Source organism: Neobacillus cucumis, assembly GCF_023715505.1.
The window spans coordinates 59217-77666 of the sequence record NZ_JAMBOH010000007.1; the positions used below are offsets into that span (position 1 = coordinate 59217).

The 18450-nt window shown below is 37.8% G+C and carries 15 protein-coding genes; 2 read left to right on the top strand and 13 right to left on the bottom strand.

Features of this window, described 5'->3' with window-relative positions:
- Positions 1–201 precede the first annotated feature (201 nt).
- Positions 202–783: a M15 family metallopeptidase gene (locus tag M3226_RS12330; protein ID WP_285857828.1), complete on the top strand. Its 582-nt coding sequence runs from the start codon at positions 202–204 to the stop codon at positions 781–783.
- Between the two features lie 8 nt (positions 784–791).
- On the opposite strand, the gene M3226_RS12335 is transcribed toward M3226_RS12330, so the two are convergent.
- A complete protein-coding gene (locus M3226_RS12335; RefSeq protein ID WP_251565750.1) occupies positions 792–1685 on the bottom strand; it encodes a LysR family transcriptional regulator in 894 nt (297 codons plus the stop codon).
- Between the two features lie 138 nt (positions 1686–1823).
- Between M3226_RS12335 and M3226_RS12340 the strand changes: the two genes are divergently transcribed.
- Positions 1824–2591, top strand: coding sequence for a class I SAM-dependent methyltransferase (locus tag M3226_RS12340; protein WP_251565752.1), 768 nt, complete (start codon positions 1824–1826; stop codon positions 2589–2591).
- Positions 2592–2694: 103 nt separating this feature from the next.
- Here the strand turns inward: M3226_RS12340 and M3226_RS12345 are convergent, their stop codons facing one another.
- From M3226_RS12345 to M3226_RS12400, 12 genes are all read right to left on the bottom strand, one after another.
- Positions 2695–3258, bottom strand: a complete 564-nt coding sequence (locus tag M3226_RS12345) for a TetR/AcrR family transcriptional regulator (RefSeq protein WP_251565754.1) — start codon at positions 3256–3258, stop codon at positions 2695–2697.
- A 410-nt stretch (positions 3259–3668) separates the two neighbouring features.
- The gene (locus tag M3226_RS12350; RefSeq protein WP_251565756.1) at positions 3669–5012 is read right to left on the bottom strand and encodes an NAD-dependent malic enzyme; all 1344 of its coding nucleotides are present in this window, start codon (positions 5010–5012) and stop codon (positions 3669–3671) included.
- 352 nt (positions 5013–5364) lie between these two features.
- Entirely contained in the window at positions 5365–6297 is a 933-nt protein-coding gene (locus M3226_RS12355) for a response regulator (protein ID WP_251565758.1), read from the bottom strand.
- Positions 6298–6301: 4 nt separating this feature from the next.
- A complete protein-coding gene (locus tag M3226_RS12360; RefSeq protein ID WP_251565761.1) occupies positions 6302–7615 on the bottom strand; it encodes a sensor histidine kinase in 1314 nt (437 codons plus the stop codon).
- Between the two features lie 141 nt (positions 7616–7756).
- A complete protein-coding gene (gene aspA, locus M3226_RS12365) occupies positions 7757–9193 on the bottom strand; it encodes an aspartate ammonia-lyase (protein ID WP_251565763.1) in 1437 nt (478 codons plus the stop codon).
- A 26-nt stretch (positions 9194–9219) separates the two neighbouring features.
- Positions 9220–10500, bottom strand: coding sequence for a cation:dicarboxylate symporter family transporter (locus M3226_RS12370; RefSeq protein ID WP_251565765.1), 1281 nt, complete (start codon positions 10498–10500; stop codon positions 9220–9222).
- A 483-nt stretch (positions 10501–10983) separates the two neighbouring features.
- Entirely contained in the window at positions 10984–11949 is a 966-nt protein-coding gene (locus M3226_RS12375; protein ID WP_251565767.1) for an MBL fold metallo-hydrolase, read from the bottom strand.
- A 191-nt stretch (positions 11950–12140) separates the two neighbouring features.
- Positions 12141–13142 (bottom strand): MBL fold metallo-hydrolase, encoded by a 1002-nt coding sequence (locus M3226_RS12380; RefSeq protein ID WP_251565769.1) that lies wholly within the window; start codon positions 13140–13142, stop codon positions 12141–12143.
- A gap of 99 nt (positions 13143–13241) precedes the next feature.
- Entirely contained in the window at positions 13242–14495 is a 1254-nt protein-coding gene (locus M3226_RS12385) for an MFS transporter (protein WP_251565771.1), read from the bottom strand.
- Positions 14496–14997: 502 nt separating this feature from the next.
- Positions 14998–15924 (bottom strand): alpha/beta hydrolase, encoded by a 927-nt coding sequence (locus M3226_RS12390; protein WP_251565773.1) that lies wholly within the window; start codon positions 15922–15924, stop codon positions 14998–15000.
- Between the two features lie 24 nt (positions 15925–15948).
- Positions 15949–17055: an FAD-dependent oxidoreductase gene (locus tag M3226_RS12395; RefSeq protein ID WP_251565774.1), complete on the bottom strand. Its 1107-nt coding sequence runs from the start codon at positions 17053–17055 to the stop codon at positions 15949–15951.
- 13 nt (positions 17056–17068) lie between these two features.
- Positions 17069–18403, bottom strand: a complete 1335-nt coding sequence (locus tag M3226_RS12400) for an MFS transporter (RefSeq protein ID WP_251565775.1) — start codon at positions 18401–18403, stop codon at positions 17069–17071.
- Positions 18404–18450 lie beyond the last annotated feature (47 nt).

Here is an 18450-nt window from a genome sequence, read left to right on the forward strand (position 1 = left end):
TATACCGGGAAAATTCAACATATTTCCGCGGAAATTTATTTCATTTCCTCAAAATTCCTTATTTAGTTATCTTTTTCGATAATTTTTTAAGCTATAATAAAGAAAAGCATATTATATTTATCAATATAAATATACGAAACTACGACAATATTTTTTACGTCATACTTTTATAAAATAATTTTTTTGAAAGGACGTTTCATCTTGAAGCTAAAACGGATAGGAAGTGTATTATTTACTTTAACTCTTGTATTGATCTTCATCCTATTCTATTTGGATTCTAAACCCTCAACGGAATCACCAAAAAAACAGCCTGTTTCCATGCCGACTGAGCTCAATCCGATTGTCAAGGAACGGACCGAACAATTAATTCAGCAGGCGGCAAAAAAGGGAATTGTGGTAGTGATTACGGATAGTTTCCGTAGTGCAGCAGATCAGGATAAACTTTACCAGCAAGGCCGGACAACTGATGGGAATATTGTCACTAATGCCAAAGGAGGAGAGTCCTATCACAATTATGGTCTTGCCATTGATTTTGCATTAGAGACCCCATCAGGTGATGTGGTTTGGGATAGGGAATATGATCGAAATGGAAATGGAAAAGCCGACTGGGCTGAGGTAGTTAAAATGGCCAAAGCCTTAGGTTTTGAATGGGGCGGCGATTGGAAGGGATTTAAAGATTACCCCCATTTAGAAATGAATTTTGGTCTGACCATTGCAGATTTACAGAATGGCGAGAGACCCGCCGGTACCTCCTTAACGGCAGATCTCGAAACAGACAATTAGCTTTTTAATTAGCACCGCATCTGTGGTGCTTTTTCATTTTCTTGATTTTTAATAGTGCTTTTTAAAAACTCAGCAAATGCTAATACTTCTTCCGTTTCTACTTTTGTAAGTAAATACGTAGAGGATGTTGGTGAAATAATTTTATCTGATTTTATTTCGACCAGCTTGTTCAACCCAATTTCTTCTTTAACCACCGTAAGCGGTAAGAAGGAAACACCAAGTCCTGCCTCAATGAACCGCTTGGTTACTTCTACCTGATTCACTTTCATTGTTTTTACAGTTGGATAATGTCTCTTAATCTCGTGCAATAAATCTTCCCAATAATCTGGATGGTTATGTGTGATCAGCCTATATTTTTTAAGGACGGTCTGTTCATCTAAGGAAGGCTCATTGGGCCCAATTAACCTGACAGATTCATTGTGAACCGTCTCTGTTCTTAAGTTTGTTTGAACAGGCTGGATTCTGCTTAATCCTAAGTCGGCACTTCCCGCACTGACTTCCTTTCCTATATCATAAGAGCTTAGGACATTGATAATCACTTCTATATAGGGATGTTCATCCATAAATTTTCGTAATAATGCAGGTAAAAACGATGAGGCAATTTGTGGTGCAGCGGCAATAATTAACTTTCGATTATACCCTTGTTTCCACGATTCAAAGTCCATTATTCCTTGTTCATAATTGGTGATTAACTCCCTAGCAAGGAATAGAAACTTGTGACCAGCCGGTGTAAGAGTAACTCTAGTCCCTATTCTTTCAAATAAAAGGATGTTCAAGCTTTCCTCTAATCTTTTAATATGTTTGGTGACAGCAGGCTGTGTCAGAAAGAGCTCTTCAGATGCTTCCCGGAAATTTTCATATTTTGCAGAAATAATAAAGGTTCTTACCCACTTAATATCCATATCGCTCCTTCAATAACAGTTCGTTATTAAATTTCTTATTTTTTGTTAATATCCATTATTCAACACCTCCATTATAATCGAATCAACAGTAATATACAGTTTATTTTAAAAATTCTTGCAAAGAGGAGCTGCTGCAAAATGGAAAAAATAAGGGACACTTGGAATGCCAATCTATATGATTCAAAACATTCATTTGTATCGATGTATGGGGAGAGTTTAATTGAATTATTAGCTCCTCAACAAGGGGAAAAAATCCTTGACCTTGGTTGCGGAACGGGAGATTTAGCAAAGCAATTATCTGATTATGGTTCAGAGGTTACCGGGGTCGATCAATCTGAAAAAATGATTGAACAAGCGAGAAGTAAACACCCAACTATTCAATTCATCGTCCAAGATGCAACAAAGTTAGTATTTCATCATGAATTTGATGCAGTATTCTCAAATGCTGCACTTCATTGGATTAAACAACCAAAGCCAGCATTAACTTGTATTTATAACAGCTTAAAACGAGGCGGAAGATTTGTGGCTGAATTTGGAGGCAAGGGTAATGTTCAGGCCATATCTGATGAAATCATTCATCAAATTAAGGCCGAAGGTTTCACTTTTAATATGGAACAATTCCCTTGGTTTTTCCCGAGTATTGCTGAATACTCGTCCTTAATGGAACAAGCAGGATTTAGAGTGACCTTTGCTCAACATTTTGATCGGCCAACCCCATTGGATGGGGAAAATGCTATAAAAAACTGGATTCATATGTTTGGAAGCAGCATGTTAACAGGTGTTCCTGAACGTAAAAAAGCTGGCATAATTGTAAAGGTGGAAAACAATTTAAAAGAGGTTCTATATAGGGACGGCAGATGGATTGGTGACTATAAAAGGATTCGTGTCATCGGCTATAAAGAATAATAAGAGGTAAGAAAACGGGCACAATTCACCTCAAAAATAAGCGAATACATACAAGTTATCTAAAAATAACTGTATGTATTCGCTTATTCATTTTAAACAGCCATTATTGGAATTCCTTCATGAGGTTAGGTAATAACTGTGAAATAACTTTTAATGGGTGGCTTGATTTTTGTGTAAGACAGAGCATAATTCCACCTTCGAAAGCAGCTGTCATCATAAGGGCAATGGAATCAGCGTTATCTTTTGAAAGACCATCCTCTACTAACTTTTTGGAATAGATCCCTTGCATCTTTATGTATAGGTAAGAACAGGCATTTCGGACTGGATCACTTAATGTTGCCAATTCGCTAACGATACTAGTAAAGGTGTACCCAGAAATCGAACCTTCGCGATTATAGTTTTCGATTAATTTTTCAATCATAGCCAGTGTGGCTTCTTGCGTGGTTTGATATCGATTGAAAATATCTTCAATGTCTGTCGTAATTGACTCACTCATTGACTTAAGACAGGCGATAAGTAATTCTTCTTTTCCATTCGGAAAATGATGATAGAGCGAACCTTTTGAAATGCTGCATGTTTTTAAAATTTCGTTTAGCCCTACACTTATATATCCTTTTTGCTGAAAAAGAGTGGTTGCAGTGTCGATAATCATCGATTTTGTATCCATTCTGGTGGTAAACCTCCTCCATACTTCTGTTTATTACACTATCAAAAATTTTTTCTATTTCAAGTTTTTGTTGTTAATCTTTTTATTCCTATATGAAAAATACATACTAATGTGGAATAAATCCTCCTGGTTTTACATTTTTATTTTTTTTACAAGATCCAGTAAATTGGAACATACCTGCTTTTCTAATTACTGAATTTACCTATCTGTTACAGAATTTCACAATAAATAAAGAAAGGACAAAAAGCATTCTACGACCGTTCCTTGAATGCTCTTTGTCCTTTTTTAGAGTATAAATTTTTCAAGCAGGTAAAATTATACAGGAGATCTATGATAAATACCGAATTATTTACCATAATTAAAGGGGAACAAGTTTTTCATCAGAACCCCAAAATCATTAGCCGGCAAATCTATATGGAGCAAGTATATTCTGCTTTCCTATTATCTTGAACAGCTACTCTTTCTACCGCTTCGGTCACCATTTTATGAACATTTAAATCTAAAGGATGCGGAACCAAATCTCCAGGTTTAGTACATGCTGCGATCGTTTCGGCAGCAGCGACTAGCATAGGATGGGTTATTTCACTGGCTTGTGCGTTTAAAACTCCTCGAAAAATACCGGGAAATCCAAGAACATTGTTAACAGAGCGGCCATCTGCTGCATAAGCAGCTCCGGCTTTCAGGGCTACTTCCGGTTCAATCTCTGGTTTGGGGTTCGATAAGGCTAGAATCACCTGTCCCGGACGTACCCATTGCTTTTGAATAAGTCCAGGAAGACCTGTCGTTGCGATAACGATGTCACAGGTATTCATTAACATTTCAATACTATCACCTGGATGACCGCCATAGTTCGCTAACCGCGCCTTCGCATCTGGACTTTTATCTGCTCCAAAAACATCCTTTACTCCGTATGCCATAAGCATTCGAGAAATCGCCAAGCCTGCAGCTCCAAGGCCAATCTGTCCAACTTGTGCATTTTTCAAGTCAATACCGGCACTTTTACATGCAGAAATCGTTGCAGCCAGAGTGACAACAGCAGTTCCATGCTGATCATCATGCATAACCGGAATATCAAGCTCCTTCTTAAGTCGTTCTTCTACCTCGAAACAGTGTGGAGATCCAATATCTTCGAGTAAAATACCACTATACCCTGGAGAAATATTCATCACCGTCCGTACAATCTCATCCGGGTCTTTCGTATTTAGAAGAATCGGAATCCCGTTAATGCCGGCTAATTGGTCGAAGAGTACAGCCTTCCCCTCCATAACTGGCATTCCGGCAACAGGGCCGATGTCTCCCAAGCCAAGAATCGCTGTTCCATCTGTAACGATAGCTACCGAATTACCTATACTCGTATAAATTTTTGCTTTATCCGGTTCTTTTTCGATGATTCGGCAAACATTGGCCACACCTGGTGTATAAACTCTTCTTAAGTCGGCTAATGTTTGAAGATCCACTTTGCTTTTCATATGAATCTTCCCTCCTTCATGTACGTGAAGGACTTCATCTGAAACAGCATGAAGACGAATTCCCCCGTCTAACCGGGAGAGAGCGTCTGCCAATTCTTCTATCTGCTCCTCATGATCAACTTGAACAGTAATATTACGTATTGTGTAATTTGGACCTACTTTTACCGTTTGTATTTCCCCTATATCTCCTCCTGCAAGACCAATTGTCGTTGCTACTTTCCCAAGATTACCAGGGATTGAAGGCGTTTCTACCATCAACGTCCGAATGATTTGTTTGCTCATCATCTAATTCCTCCAACTACTTGTCTATGAATGGGGAAGGGAAGAAGTGACTCCCATTTTCCTCTTTGATGTAAACATTTTATTCCATTCCCTTTGACCATTTAAATAAATGATTTCCTATTCGTAATATAAGAGTTGATATACATAGAACTACAAAACTCTACAAAAACTCACAAAGGTAATTTATACATTTGACTGAAAATTTGCTATACTTTAAATTTAACTTGGAAACACTCGACATATAACAGGTAAGCAGGGAGAAGATGTACCTTAATTTTTAAACATTTAAGATATCGATTTCGGAGGAGGCCAGAAGTACTTGAAAATAAAAAAACCCATCTTAGAGTTCTGTCAATTAATCCTCTAAAATGAGCCGCTTCGATTCGAAATAAAGTACTTGGATAAATTTCTTCGTATTAATTCGCGTACTGGTAGGAGCAGAATTAGGATTTCTTTGTAATTCGGTCATCTTCTTGCGCACAATCGTAAAATCAAAAAACTTGGAAGCATAATTTTCGAACTTGGGATTTGAGAAATCTGTTAAACCGAGTGACGCTAAATGATTAATCGATTGGTAAATCGCTCTTCTTACCCTTTGTTCAGAGGCTCTTACTTCCCGCTGGATATCAATTTGTGCTGCAGGTGCCCCAATCTTTTTTAAAGTAATTTGCACAAAAATTTTTTTAAGAGGCGGAAATTGCTGTTCGTACGTATGATATTGTTCATATTGATCTAAATATTGGAGGATATCCAGTAAATCTTTGCTGCCGCTTTCACCCAAGATACCTAATTCAGATAAGAGAAACTCACCAGCTGTAACGATACTGGTTTTCTTCAATGCATTTGCTGTTTCCTGTTTTGACTGCTGTAAATTAAACACGGTATTTAATGATTTTTGAATCTCTGCAATCGACCTTTCCAACTGGATTCGCTCTATTACTTTTCGGATAACAGTCAACACTTCAAGGCGATTTATTGGTTTTGAAATATAATAATCAACATCAAGTGAATAGGCTTCACCGATTAATTCCTTTGATTCCACTTGTGAAATCATAATAATTTTACCTGTAAATTGCCCTTTTAAGCGGCGAATCGTTTCAATTCCGTCACGAACAGGCATTAACAAATCGATAAATAGAATATCCACGTACTTAAGGATCATTAAGTTTTTATCGAGCAGGGAGCCATCTTCGGCTTCTCCGATAATCTCGCCCAAATCCTCATCCTCGATTATTCGCGCCAACATTAAACGATGCACCTCATCATCATCTACTATATAAAATTTCATCGAGTTACCCTCTTTCGACTAGGCTATTTATCGGAAGTTTTATGGTAAAAATTGCTCCGGCATTTTTTGAACCATTTTGGAGATCCACACATCCCCCAAGTTCTTCGGTAATTTCTTGTACATAAGAAAGACCAATGCCTGTTGATGGCGTGCCGGCGTGATCAAATTTTAAAGTAAATCCTGGTTTAAAGATAAAGCTTTTATCCTTTTCAGATACTCCGGGACCATCGTCCTCTACTTGAAACCATACAAACTGATTCTCCAGTTTTACATAAATAGCTATTGTTCCCTTCTCCTCAATAGCTTCTACCGCATTTGCCACTAAATTATTGATCAACGATAAAACTAGATAGGCATGATATTCCGGATGTTCACCATCAATTTGATAGCGAAATTCAATCTTCTTTCCTAATGAACTGGCATATTGTTCATTTGTTCGGATCATGGCCGGGACAAGTTCTTGGATATCCATGTAATCGGAAAACTTTTCATCTTCAATCAACCTGAATAGTCCGGCAAAAATCCGTTGATTGTCTTTTTTGATATCGTGTACTTCTCCAGCAATTCGTAATGCCCTGTTACTAAATGACTCTAAGGAAAGTCCTGTTTGTTTCATATATTCATTTATGTCCCGATATAGATCGTATGATGTAATTGTAATATTTTCTGCGTTTTTTAGTACTTTTTTCAACTGAACGGATTCCACATACAAATTCGATAACAGCATCAATAAGTAATGGTTTTTTTGCCGAATTTGCCTCTCTCTTATTTTTCCTTCATATAACTTCATCATACTAAAAAAGGAAAGCACAAAAAAACTGCGAAAAATGGCTATGATAAAGATCTGGGTTAGTATTGACAGGGAAAGGTAGTTTCCGTCAACTACGTGCTGAAACATCAGTTCCGTTAAACTGGATATGATTTCAATGGTAATGCCTAATACTCCGATAATCCAAGGACGACTGTGGAACTGATTCAATTTTAATAGATAAAACAGGAGTACGAACATAAAATAATAAAGGGAAGATGGATAGCGTGTTTGAACGGAAGCCAGCAAATCGAAATGATCCTGTGTAAGCCAGTCTAATCCTACCCGAAAGGAAAGAATAGATAGTGCTGTACAAATACCGAGTAAAATCGGTGAAATGCCCCGCAATAATAAGAGAGAAAAGAAAAAAATTGGCGTACCCAGACTAACACGGAATGTATCATGAAAAGGATAAAATTTTAACTCTCCCGCTAACGGAACTGCAACTAGAATAAATATAAAGACAAATAAATTACTTTTAATTAATTGGTTGATTTTCAAACGATTCACTTCCTGTTAATATCAACAGATATAAATATAAATAACGAACCCAACACAGGCAAATACCATCTATGCTGAATTCGTTATGCAAGTTTAGAAAAGTATACAATGGTAAAAACGAAAAGACAACTTAGTTATAAAAGATACAGTTTATTCTCTGTCCAAAAGCGATGCCCCGGAAATGCCTGGGTTGGTCATTTCGTAAGGGTTTAAAATCAGATCAAGCTCTTCCTCTGTCAATACATCATATTTCAAGCATAATTCACGTACTGGTTTACCTGTTAAAATGGCCTCTCTTGCAATACGTGCAGCGGCTTCATATCCAATATGGGGATTAACAGCGGTAATGACTCCTACACTTCTTTCAACATATTCTTTTAACTGTTCCGAATTTGCTTCAATCCCCATCAGGCAGTAACCCGTAAACGTACGAAAGGCATTATTCATGATGCTGATAGATTCAAGCAAATTAAATACAAGCACAGGCTCCATTACATTTAATTCAAGCTGCCCTGCTTCGGAAGCTAGGCAAATGGTATGATCATTTCCAATTACTTGAAAGGCTACCTGGTTAATCATCTCGGCCATGACCGGGTTAACCTTGCCCGGCATAATAGATGAACCCGGCTGACGGGCTGGTAATGTGATTTCCCCAAGTCCTGCACGGGGACCTGACGCCATTAACCGTAAATCATTTGCGATTTTGGACATGTTCATCATACATACTTTCAGCGCGGCCGATACCTCAGTGTAAGCATCCGTATTTTGAGTGGCGTCGACAAGATGTTCAGCCCCAAAAAGCGGCAGTCCGGAAATAGCTGCTATATGTTTGACCACATTTTCGATATAGCGGGGATCTGCATTTAAGCCTGTACCAACTGCCGTTGCCCCCATATTGATTTCATATAAGTGCTGACGTGATTGTTGGATCCGTTTAATATCGCGCTCCAGGACCCGGCTATACGCTTCAAACTCTTGACCGAGACGGATTGGCACGGCATCCTGAAGATGTGTTCGTCCCATTTTAATCACATCATCAAATTGATGTGCTTTCTGTTTAAAAGCTGCCAGCATCTGCTGCATCGTATCCAATAGCTTTTCAATTAATTGAAGAGTAGCAATATGAATCGCGGTTGGAAACGCATCATTTGTAGATTGTGACATATTCACATGACTATTTGGGCTTACATTCTTATACTCGCCCTTTTCTTTCCCAAGAAGTTCGAGCGCACGGTTAGCAATGATTTCATTCATATTCATATTCATGGATGTTCCTGCGCCGCCTTGAATGGGATCTACGATAAATTGTTCATGCCACTTACCTTCTATTATTTCCTCTGCTGCCTGAACAATGACCTTGCCGATTCCTTCATATAACCGTTTTGTATCCATATTCGCTAAAGCAGCTGCTTTTTTGACAATTGCCAGCGCTTTAATTAACTGTTCGTGAACACGATAGCCTGTAATCGGGAAATTTTCAACTGCCCGCAGTGTTTGTATGCCAAAATAAGCCTCTGCCGGTATTTCTTTAGATCCTAAAAAATCCTTTTCTATTCGTACTCGAGTACTTGTCTCGGAAGCTGACATGATACTCCCTCCTATTCTCAATAAAATTACGCTACTTTTGACTCTTTAGACTCTTTAATGGAATCCACATATTGTTTTGCTTTATCTTGGTCAAATTTGCCTTCCCATTTTGACATAACGATTGTCGCCAAAGAATTTCCAAGAACGTTAACTGCCGTCCTAATCATATCCAAAATACGATCAATACCTGCAATGAACGCAACGCCTTCTATAGGAAGTCCCATTGTGCCAAGTGTTGTTAAAAGGACCACAAACGACGCACCTGGAACACCAGCCATTCCTTTTGATGTAAGCATTAACACAAGCAGCAACGTAATTTGCTGCATGACGGATAAATGAATTCCATACATTTGTGCCACAAAAAGTGAAGCAAGAGCTTGATAGATCGATGATCCGTCCAGGTTAAAGGTATAACCTGTTGGAATTACAAAAGAAGTAATTGATTTTGGGCAGCCAAACTTCTCCATCTTATCCATAAGTCTCGGTAAAACAGCTTCAGAGCTTGCAGTTGTAAACGCCAGAATGAGCTCATCTTTCAGTACCTTCATGAGAACAAAAATACTTGTCCCAGAGATTTTCGCAATGACACCAAGAACAACGAGGACAAAAAATATCATTGTTACGTAAACAGCCAGCACCAGTTTTCCAAGAGGAAGTAACGAGGCAGCTCCAAATTTTGCAACGTTCACCCCAATGAGTGCAAATACTCCAACAGGGGCTAATTTCATAATAAGATTCGTTACCCAAAACACCGCTTCCAATATACCTTCAAAAAATGTCAGAACAGGCTTTCCTTTTTCTCCTATTGCTGCAATTCCCAATCCTAAGAAAACAGTAAAGAAAATGATTGGAAGTAAATCACCTTTAGTGAAAGATTCAAATACGTTTGTCGGAACCAGATGTACAATCGTTTCCCCTACACTCGGAGTTCCAGTCGTTTTCACTGTTTCTTCATACTTTGAAATGTCATTTGCCTTAAGACTGCTCGTATCTACACCTGCCCCAGGCTGAAATAGATTTGCCGCCAATAGTCCAATCGCTATAGCCAAAGTTGTAACGCTTTCAAAATAAAGTAGAGTCTTTCCGCCTAACTTTCCTAATTTTTTGATGTCTCCCACACCGGCTATTGAAACTATTAATGCCGCGATAACAATTGGCAGTACAATCATCTTAATTAAATGGATAAAAATGTCCCCTATAGGGGCTAAAATGGCTATCGCTGTCTCATTTCCGTAAAAAACGATACCAACGATAATCCCGAGAATAAGTGCAACAAAAATTTGTGTAGCCAATCCAAATCTTTTCATTGAAAAGCTCCCCCTTATTTGTTCTCAAGCATGTTTGTATCTTTATCAGGACACATGACAGGCTATGTTTTTACTCTATTAGAAACCTACTCGATTACACAAAAATCTACAAAAAGTCTAAAATAAAAATATTTTTTTAATTATTACTATTTTTCTTTCTTTTTTAGAGATTGAATGGAGGCTGGCTGGCTGGATAACTAGTCTTCCGAAATATCTTCAGTTATACGCATCCCCTACTCTTCGTTTCATAGATATCGAAGGAGACGCTTTTAATGTGGATGTATTAGCCTCATGGAAGAAAAAAAATAAAAACCCAACCTGCCTTTATTTATTGAAGAACTTGAGTTGCTGCTTTTACAGCAAAATGTCTAACATTATCTTTTCACATTCCTACACGGTAGGACGATGTTGGAATTAACTCGGGTACGTTAAAAAAACCCTTGCCAAAGCAAGGGTTTTTTCTCAAATAAAAGACATCATGAGTTAGTTGCAATAATAATGCCAAATTCCTTTCTTCATTTCCTTATTAATCTTCCCTTGTAATTCAAGATAATCTAGAGTACCAGTAACTTCAGACATAATATTGAAAAAGTGCTTTTCATACTTTTCTTTATATCTTAATTGAGCAATTCCACTTGCGGTTGAAATTCCTGATTTAATCATGTTTATATATATGCCGGCTTTTACATCTATCTCTTTAATTCTCTCTTTTAATAAATCAACAGGATTTTCGATCATATTACCGTGACCTGAAAAAACGAGTTCTACATCCATTGACAAACATTTCTCTAATGACTGCCTTTGTTGTAGCAATGATTTGGTACGATTCCCGTCCACATCTGGTTCAATAAACGCGTTGCTTGGAAGATTTTCAATTAATAAATCGCCAGCAAATAGCCACTTACACTCTTTATGATAAAAGGCAATCTGGTCTGGAGAGTGCCCTGGGATATCCAAAATATCAAAGCCAAAAAGCTTGTTGTCGGTAATTTGTTGGATTTCGCAATGGATTTTCTCATCCTCATGAAGACTAATAGGATTATATAAATTAGCTACTTGTCTCTCACCCATATCACCACATCCCATCTGTTGATATAGTTTTCTGAAAAACTCTACCCTCATTTTTATATATTCTGAGTCTCTTTTCAGTACAAGGATGGCATAGGGATGGGCGTATACAGGGATGGAATGGGTGGATACAATTCGGTTGACTAAGCCTACATGGTCTGTATGGTGATGCGTTAGTATAATGCCGGTGATATCAGTAAGTGTATAACCATGTACCTTTAAAGTCCTTTGTAAGGAATTCCAACAATCATCAGTGTTCAGTCCGGCGTCAATTAATGTTAAGGAATTCTCCTGTTTAACTAAGAAAAAGTTATAACTTTTCAATTTATTGGAGGCCGGAACTATAACAGGAGATACTTCCATATTGTTTTTTTTAAACAACAAATTCCTCCCCCTCTTAAAAAATGATTTTGCTTATGTCGAGCTTTGCCTAAGAACTAGCATTAACTTATAAATTCTTACAATACAGAAAAAGAAGAACTTAGCCCACGTCTTTCCAGAAGAGGCGGGCTAAGTTGCTACAAAGACATTATTTTGTATGAAAGGCTCGTTATCGTCTTGAAATTATAGATTTACGGATTAATCACAAGGCCATCCTCGGCAGCTATAACTTCCCCTTTAAAACCTGCATCTGATAAAATTTTTGAAATACTTTTCATGTCTTCCTTACCCAGACCAATATGGGTTAAGACAACTTTTTTAGCTCCTGAATCTGCCGCAATTTTGGCAAGTTCTTCAGTGGTGGCATGGGATATCTTTAAACTCCCCCTTAAATTTTCCCGTGCTTCTTCGGGTACGAATGAAAAATCACTAGTTAACATTCCATCTATAACTAGAATATCTGTATCCTTTGCAAAAGGTGCAAACTTATCAGTATAAGTTAAATCACCTGAAACAACCACACTTTGTCCATCGGCATCAAAACGATATGCATAGGTTGGAATTGTATGCGGGACAGGAATTGATGTAATTTTCACCCCATCAAGCTCAAAACTATATTTATCCTCTGTAAATTCTTTAATATTCACATTTGTTAAAAGTCCATCTTTTGGCCAGCCCAAACTAGCACGATACTCTAAATCTTTCTTGAAAAAATTAACAGTAGTATCATAAAGCTCTTGGACTTGAGGCCCAATTAAATTAAGGGAACGCCTTCCTGTAGGTCCTTGCCAACCATCAATAAAAAAGTTCCAAAAGTCTCCATTATGATCAACATGTTGATGTGTAAACAACATATTTGTAATTCTTTCTGCAGGCAGACCAATCTTTAATAGTGTGCTAGTTGTATTAGGGCCACTGTCAACTAAGAAAAATTTATCTTTAAATTGAACTAAAGTGCTTGGACCTCCACGGTTAATCTCAGTTTTTGGATTACCTGATCCAACTGTCACTACTCGAAAACCATCAGGGATTGTTGCGAATACAGATTTTTTTTTTCCTTTGCTAGAATTAGTTTGAGAACTATCACTTTTATTTTGTTGAGGTTTTTTATTAGCAGAAGCTGATTGATTATTACTACAGCCACTAATTATCATAAATAGTAATAAAATAAAGAATAAAAATTTTCGGTTCATCTATTCCACTCTCCTTGTATAATTGATATTTTCCATTAAATTCAATCAACAGATTTTATAAAGCAATTTCAATTTCTTTAGTCACCTCAATAACTAAAACTATACTTGGATACTAGGTGTGACTTCTTGCTGTTGCGTTGATTGAACTTTAGATGGGGCTGTTTCTTTGAATAAGAATGAGAATAGTAATGCCAACAATGCCGTACCAGCAGCTACGAATAATGGTGTTTGAATACCATACATGTCTGCTAAAGCACCATTCAGCATTGGATTTAAGAATCCCCCGATTAACTCACCAATACCGATTGTTAAACCAATTGTAAGACCAGAGTATTTTAATGGAACAGACTCAACTGGAATAACTGACATCGACATACCAATGACACCTGAACCAGCTGAACCGATAAATAATAGAATCATCATTAACGGAATTGAATCCACGAATACAATGGCAAGTGGTACAAGAATTAACAACAAACCAGAAACTAAGGAAGCAGGTTTACGGCCAGTGCGCTCTGAAAGTGTTGGGATTAAGAAACCGAAAATTGCATAACCAACACCGAATGAAGCCATGACAAAGCTCATAGTTGTTTCGGATAATCCTTTTGCTTTTACTAAATAGGTTGGTCCAAAAATTTGGAATGCCATAAGTGTTGTCATAACCAAGCTAAATACAACAACAGATAACCAAACATTCCGGTGTTTAAGAACATCTTTCACTTTCACCTTTTCAGTCGATTTTGTAGCATGCATCGCATGGAATTTCGACGGATTTGGATTTTTAACTGTTTTAAAGATGAAGAAACTAAGTATAATCCCTGGAATAATTGTTAAGTAAAATGCAGTATGCCAGTCAAAGTTTGTCGCTAAGGCAACGATTACAACTGGTGCCAAAATGCTGCCGAATAATGCATTACTTGTGTTCATTGTAAAACCCAAGTTAAATCCTTTACGACGTTCCGACGATTCCATGGCTAAAATGGATTGTGTTTGTGGAATCAGTGGACCTTCTACAATTCCCATTAATAAGCGTAAAACGAATAACACAGCGAATGATTGTGCTAAACCGTGCATTAATGAAATTACAGAGAATAAAAGAACTAAAATAGCTAACATTGTTTTCTTGCTCTTAACTTTATCCGAGATGAATCCGCCTAATGGTCCAGATACCGACCAAGTTAACGCCAGAGCTGCTCCAAGTAAGCCTAATTGCGTGTAGTTTAGTCCTAAATCTACAGAAATCATCGGGAAAAGATAGTTAATCGCTAAACGGTCAAAGAATACGAACCCGATTGTAAAGAAGAAAATCATTACTAACTTATTTTCATATGTCCAAAACTTTTTATTTTCCATATAATAAAACACCCTTCCTTAAAATCACGTATTGTTATAGCTTTTAAAATAATTCATAAAATACGGTGATACCGAGGTGATTAGTAAAAAGTACAATCATCTGGATTTCAAGGCTTCATGAGGCTGTATCACCTTCTACTAAAAAGGTGATAACAATAAATCCTCATTACGTTCCAAGAAATAGGAAATAGTCAAAGATGGGTGTTCGTTAGAAACAAAGTTCTGAATATTAAGAATTTACTTTGCGGTTTTGTTCCTTTCGACAATGATGTTACAAGATCCAGTGATGCTCCTCTTTAAAAGTACCAAAGTCCATCGATAGATATACTTTCCCTGGACTTAATTATAATTACTACCCTTGCTAAGGTTTTTATTGGTGGAACGGAAGTGATCAAACGCAATGCCTAAGCTTTCTTTCTGACGCAATGATCACTTCCATGGAAGTACCTGTCCTTCAAAATAAACTGTTCAAGGTCACGTTAGGTGCGATTTTAGAAATTCCTCACTTAGAACTTAAGAAATCACCTGTACGTTTATAAACATCTTTATATTCATCAAGATGCGTGAATTTACCTAAGAAGCCATGAGTAGCCCCTTCATACCGTTTTGTTTCAACACGTACACCACATTTTTTTAAATTCTCCGCAAATAGTTCCCCTTCATCGCGGAAAGGATCATATTCGGCAGTGATGACAAGCGATTCTGGAAGGTTTTCTAAATTTTCTTCTCGAATGGGTGAAACTAGCGGATTATCCGTATCCACATTTCCTATTAAGTAGAAGGAGTTATGTTCTGCTAATTGATCACTTTCTACGAAGTAGCCCTTTCCATTTTCCACTAATGATGGGTAACGAAATTCACTGAAGTCCAGGTCTAGCGACGGATAATATAATACTTGCTTTGTAATGGTAAATTCCTTTTTTTCACGGGCCATTAGAGAAACAGCAGCCACTAAGTTACCACCAGAACTATCCCCTGCAAGAGCTAGATTCTTTCCATCCCCTTTTAATTCATCCTGATGTTGGGCTGCCCATTTTGCTACGTTATAGCAATCTACTAATGGAGCAGGAAATGGGTGTTCAGGCGCCAGGCGGTAATCAACAGAAATGACTTTATATCCGGATTCCATGCAAATCGGGCGAACGATTTCATCGTGACTTTCTAAATTTCCTGAGAAAAATGCTCCACCGTGGAAATAGATTAAAAGAGAATAAGAATCTGCTTCCTTTGGTGTATAAATTCTTACAGGAATATCCGCTTCAGAGGTTGGAATTGTTTTTTCCTCAACTGAATAAACTTGGACACGTTTTTCAACGGGTAATACGGGTGCATTGAATATTTTTCTATGCTCTTCTGGAATGATTTTAGGTTTCGAATCAGTTTGTGGAATAAAATCCAATATTTTTTTTATCTCGGGATGTACAGGCATCTATTAAACCTCCTTATTTACACGTTACTCGGGAACATTTTCAAGGAATTCCTTTTCAGGAAAAGCAGTCACTTCTTTGTCAGTATGGAACTGGCGAGATAAATTTTGGAATAAGGTTCCAATCGGTTTTCTGAGGGACTCGTATTTTTGTAAGGCATTTTCAACCGTATCTGCTTCAAGTAAGCATTCAGCCAATACCCCTGCATCCTGAATCGCCATATTGGCACCTTGACCTTGGTTATGAAGCATAGAATGTGCGGCATCGCCAAGCAGGGCGATACAATTATTTGTCCATTGTTCAACTGGATCGATATCGTATAGTGCCCGAACATCAAAGTTATTTATATTTTGAGCAATCTTCTGAAGGTTAGGGTGGAAATTCTTTAATTGGTTGAGCATATCTTCTTTCGGTACGTTTGGTCTGCCTGCTCGGTCATGGTGTGGGACGGTAATATCAACCGAAACTTGTTTCCTATATTTTAACGGCAGTAAATAATAATTAATTTTATCATCACAGAAAATTCTCAATGTGTCTTCAGAAGCTAGACCATAGGTTTCATCCTCATTGACAAGAGCTCGATAGGCATGGTAACCGTGGAAAACCGGCTCAAGCTTACTGAAAAATAGCGAACGAGTAAGGGAACGAATACCATCTGCAGCAATGACCAAATCAGCTTCTACTTTAACACCGTTCTCAAACTCAATTTCTGCATAATTTTCATGGCGAACGATGTTTCTGCATTTGTGATTCAAATGGATGAACTCAGACGGTATGGCATTAATAAGCGTGTCCAAACAATCTGCGCGATGGATTAATCTCGCCCATCTTTCTTCGGGGTCATCTGTTAATGCAGGCCATTTTTCCTCAAGTACTACCTCTCCTTTATCTGAAAGGATTTCCATTAATACGCTTTTATGGGTTACTCTTTCAATTTCTTCTAGAAGCCCCCATTTCTTGAAAAAACGGATGGATGGCGGACGCAAACCGATCCCAGCACCTACCTCTTTTATAGCTGAAGCTTGCTCATAGACGTTGACATTAAATCCCGCATGCCGTAAAGCAACTGCCGCTGATGCCCCGCCAATCCCACTACCGATAATAGCAATTCGTAATTCAGATCTTGATTTCATAAATATTTCCCTCCTAGGCGATATCAATCTCTTTTTTTATTTTTTGGTGATAAGCAAGTTTTAAAGGAACAAATGAAAATGCAACAGCTGCAAATATACCTGGGAGTGCAAACGAAAGGAAATTCATTTGGGTAGATAGATTAAGAGATACTAATATCCCTCCAAATGTTGGCCCTATAATCCCTCCAATTCTTCCAATCCCGGAGGCAAACCCTATAGCAGTTGAGCGCATTAATGGCGGATAGTATTGTGATACAAAGGAATATGAGATGTTTTGAGCCCCCATTGTACATGCACCAGTAATAAAAACTAACAAATATAGAATGATCATGTTATTTTTAAAACCAAGAAGCGTTAGAGAAACCGCTGCCATTATATACATGGGAACGAGTACCTTTTTAACCCCAAATTTATCCGCAAGACCTCCAAGGATTAACGTTCCAACAATTGCCCCGATATTTAAAACAATCATAAAGCTTAAACTGGATCCAAGAGCATAGCCAGCACTAAACATCAAATTAGGGAGCCAAGTACTTACCCCGTTAATCATTAACAAACACATAAAAAATGCAATCCAGATCATCACAGTGCCTAGTGTACGCTTATTTTTAAACAATGCAGCCACAGGTGAACCAGGTTCTTTTACTATATCTGTTACAAACTCCATCTCCGTTGTTAAGGATACCTTGTCATTAACCTTTGAAAGAACAAAACGAAGTTCCTCTGTTCGCCCTTTCATTAAAAGCATAGCTGGGGAATCATGAAAATACTTGACCATCATTGGAATGAGCAAGAGTGCAAGCACTGCTACCCAGTAAACACTTTTCCATCCCATAAGAGGGATAAAGTAAATCCCTATGAAAGCAGCTAAAATACCACCTAAAGAAAAGGCACACATCACGATTGATACCATCATGTTGTGCATGTGTTTCGGTGCGTAATCGGTCAATGAGGCAATCACATTTGGCAATACACCGCCAATCCCTACGCCGGCAATAAATCGGAAAATAGAAAACATAAGTGGGCCAGGTGCAAAGGCACATAAAAACGTAAATATACTAAAAAGGACAACACTTAAAATAAGGATATTTCTTCTTCCAAATTTGTCAGCCATAACACCAAAGAATATGGCCCCCAGCATCATTCCGAAAAACCCGTAACTGCCAATGGCTCCTACTTGAACAGGTGATATGGACCATTCCTTCATCAGGATAGGAACTACGGAACCATATATAACCAAATCGAACATATCAAAGATAATAATGAAGCAACTACAAATCAGTAATCCAATATGAAAGCGGTTAAATTCACCTTCATTAACAACCTCATTAATATTTACTTTTGGCACCGTCCATCCCCCCTGTTGTATAGTTCAGATGCTACTTGTGTCATTTG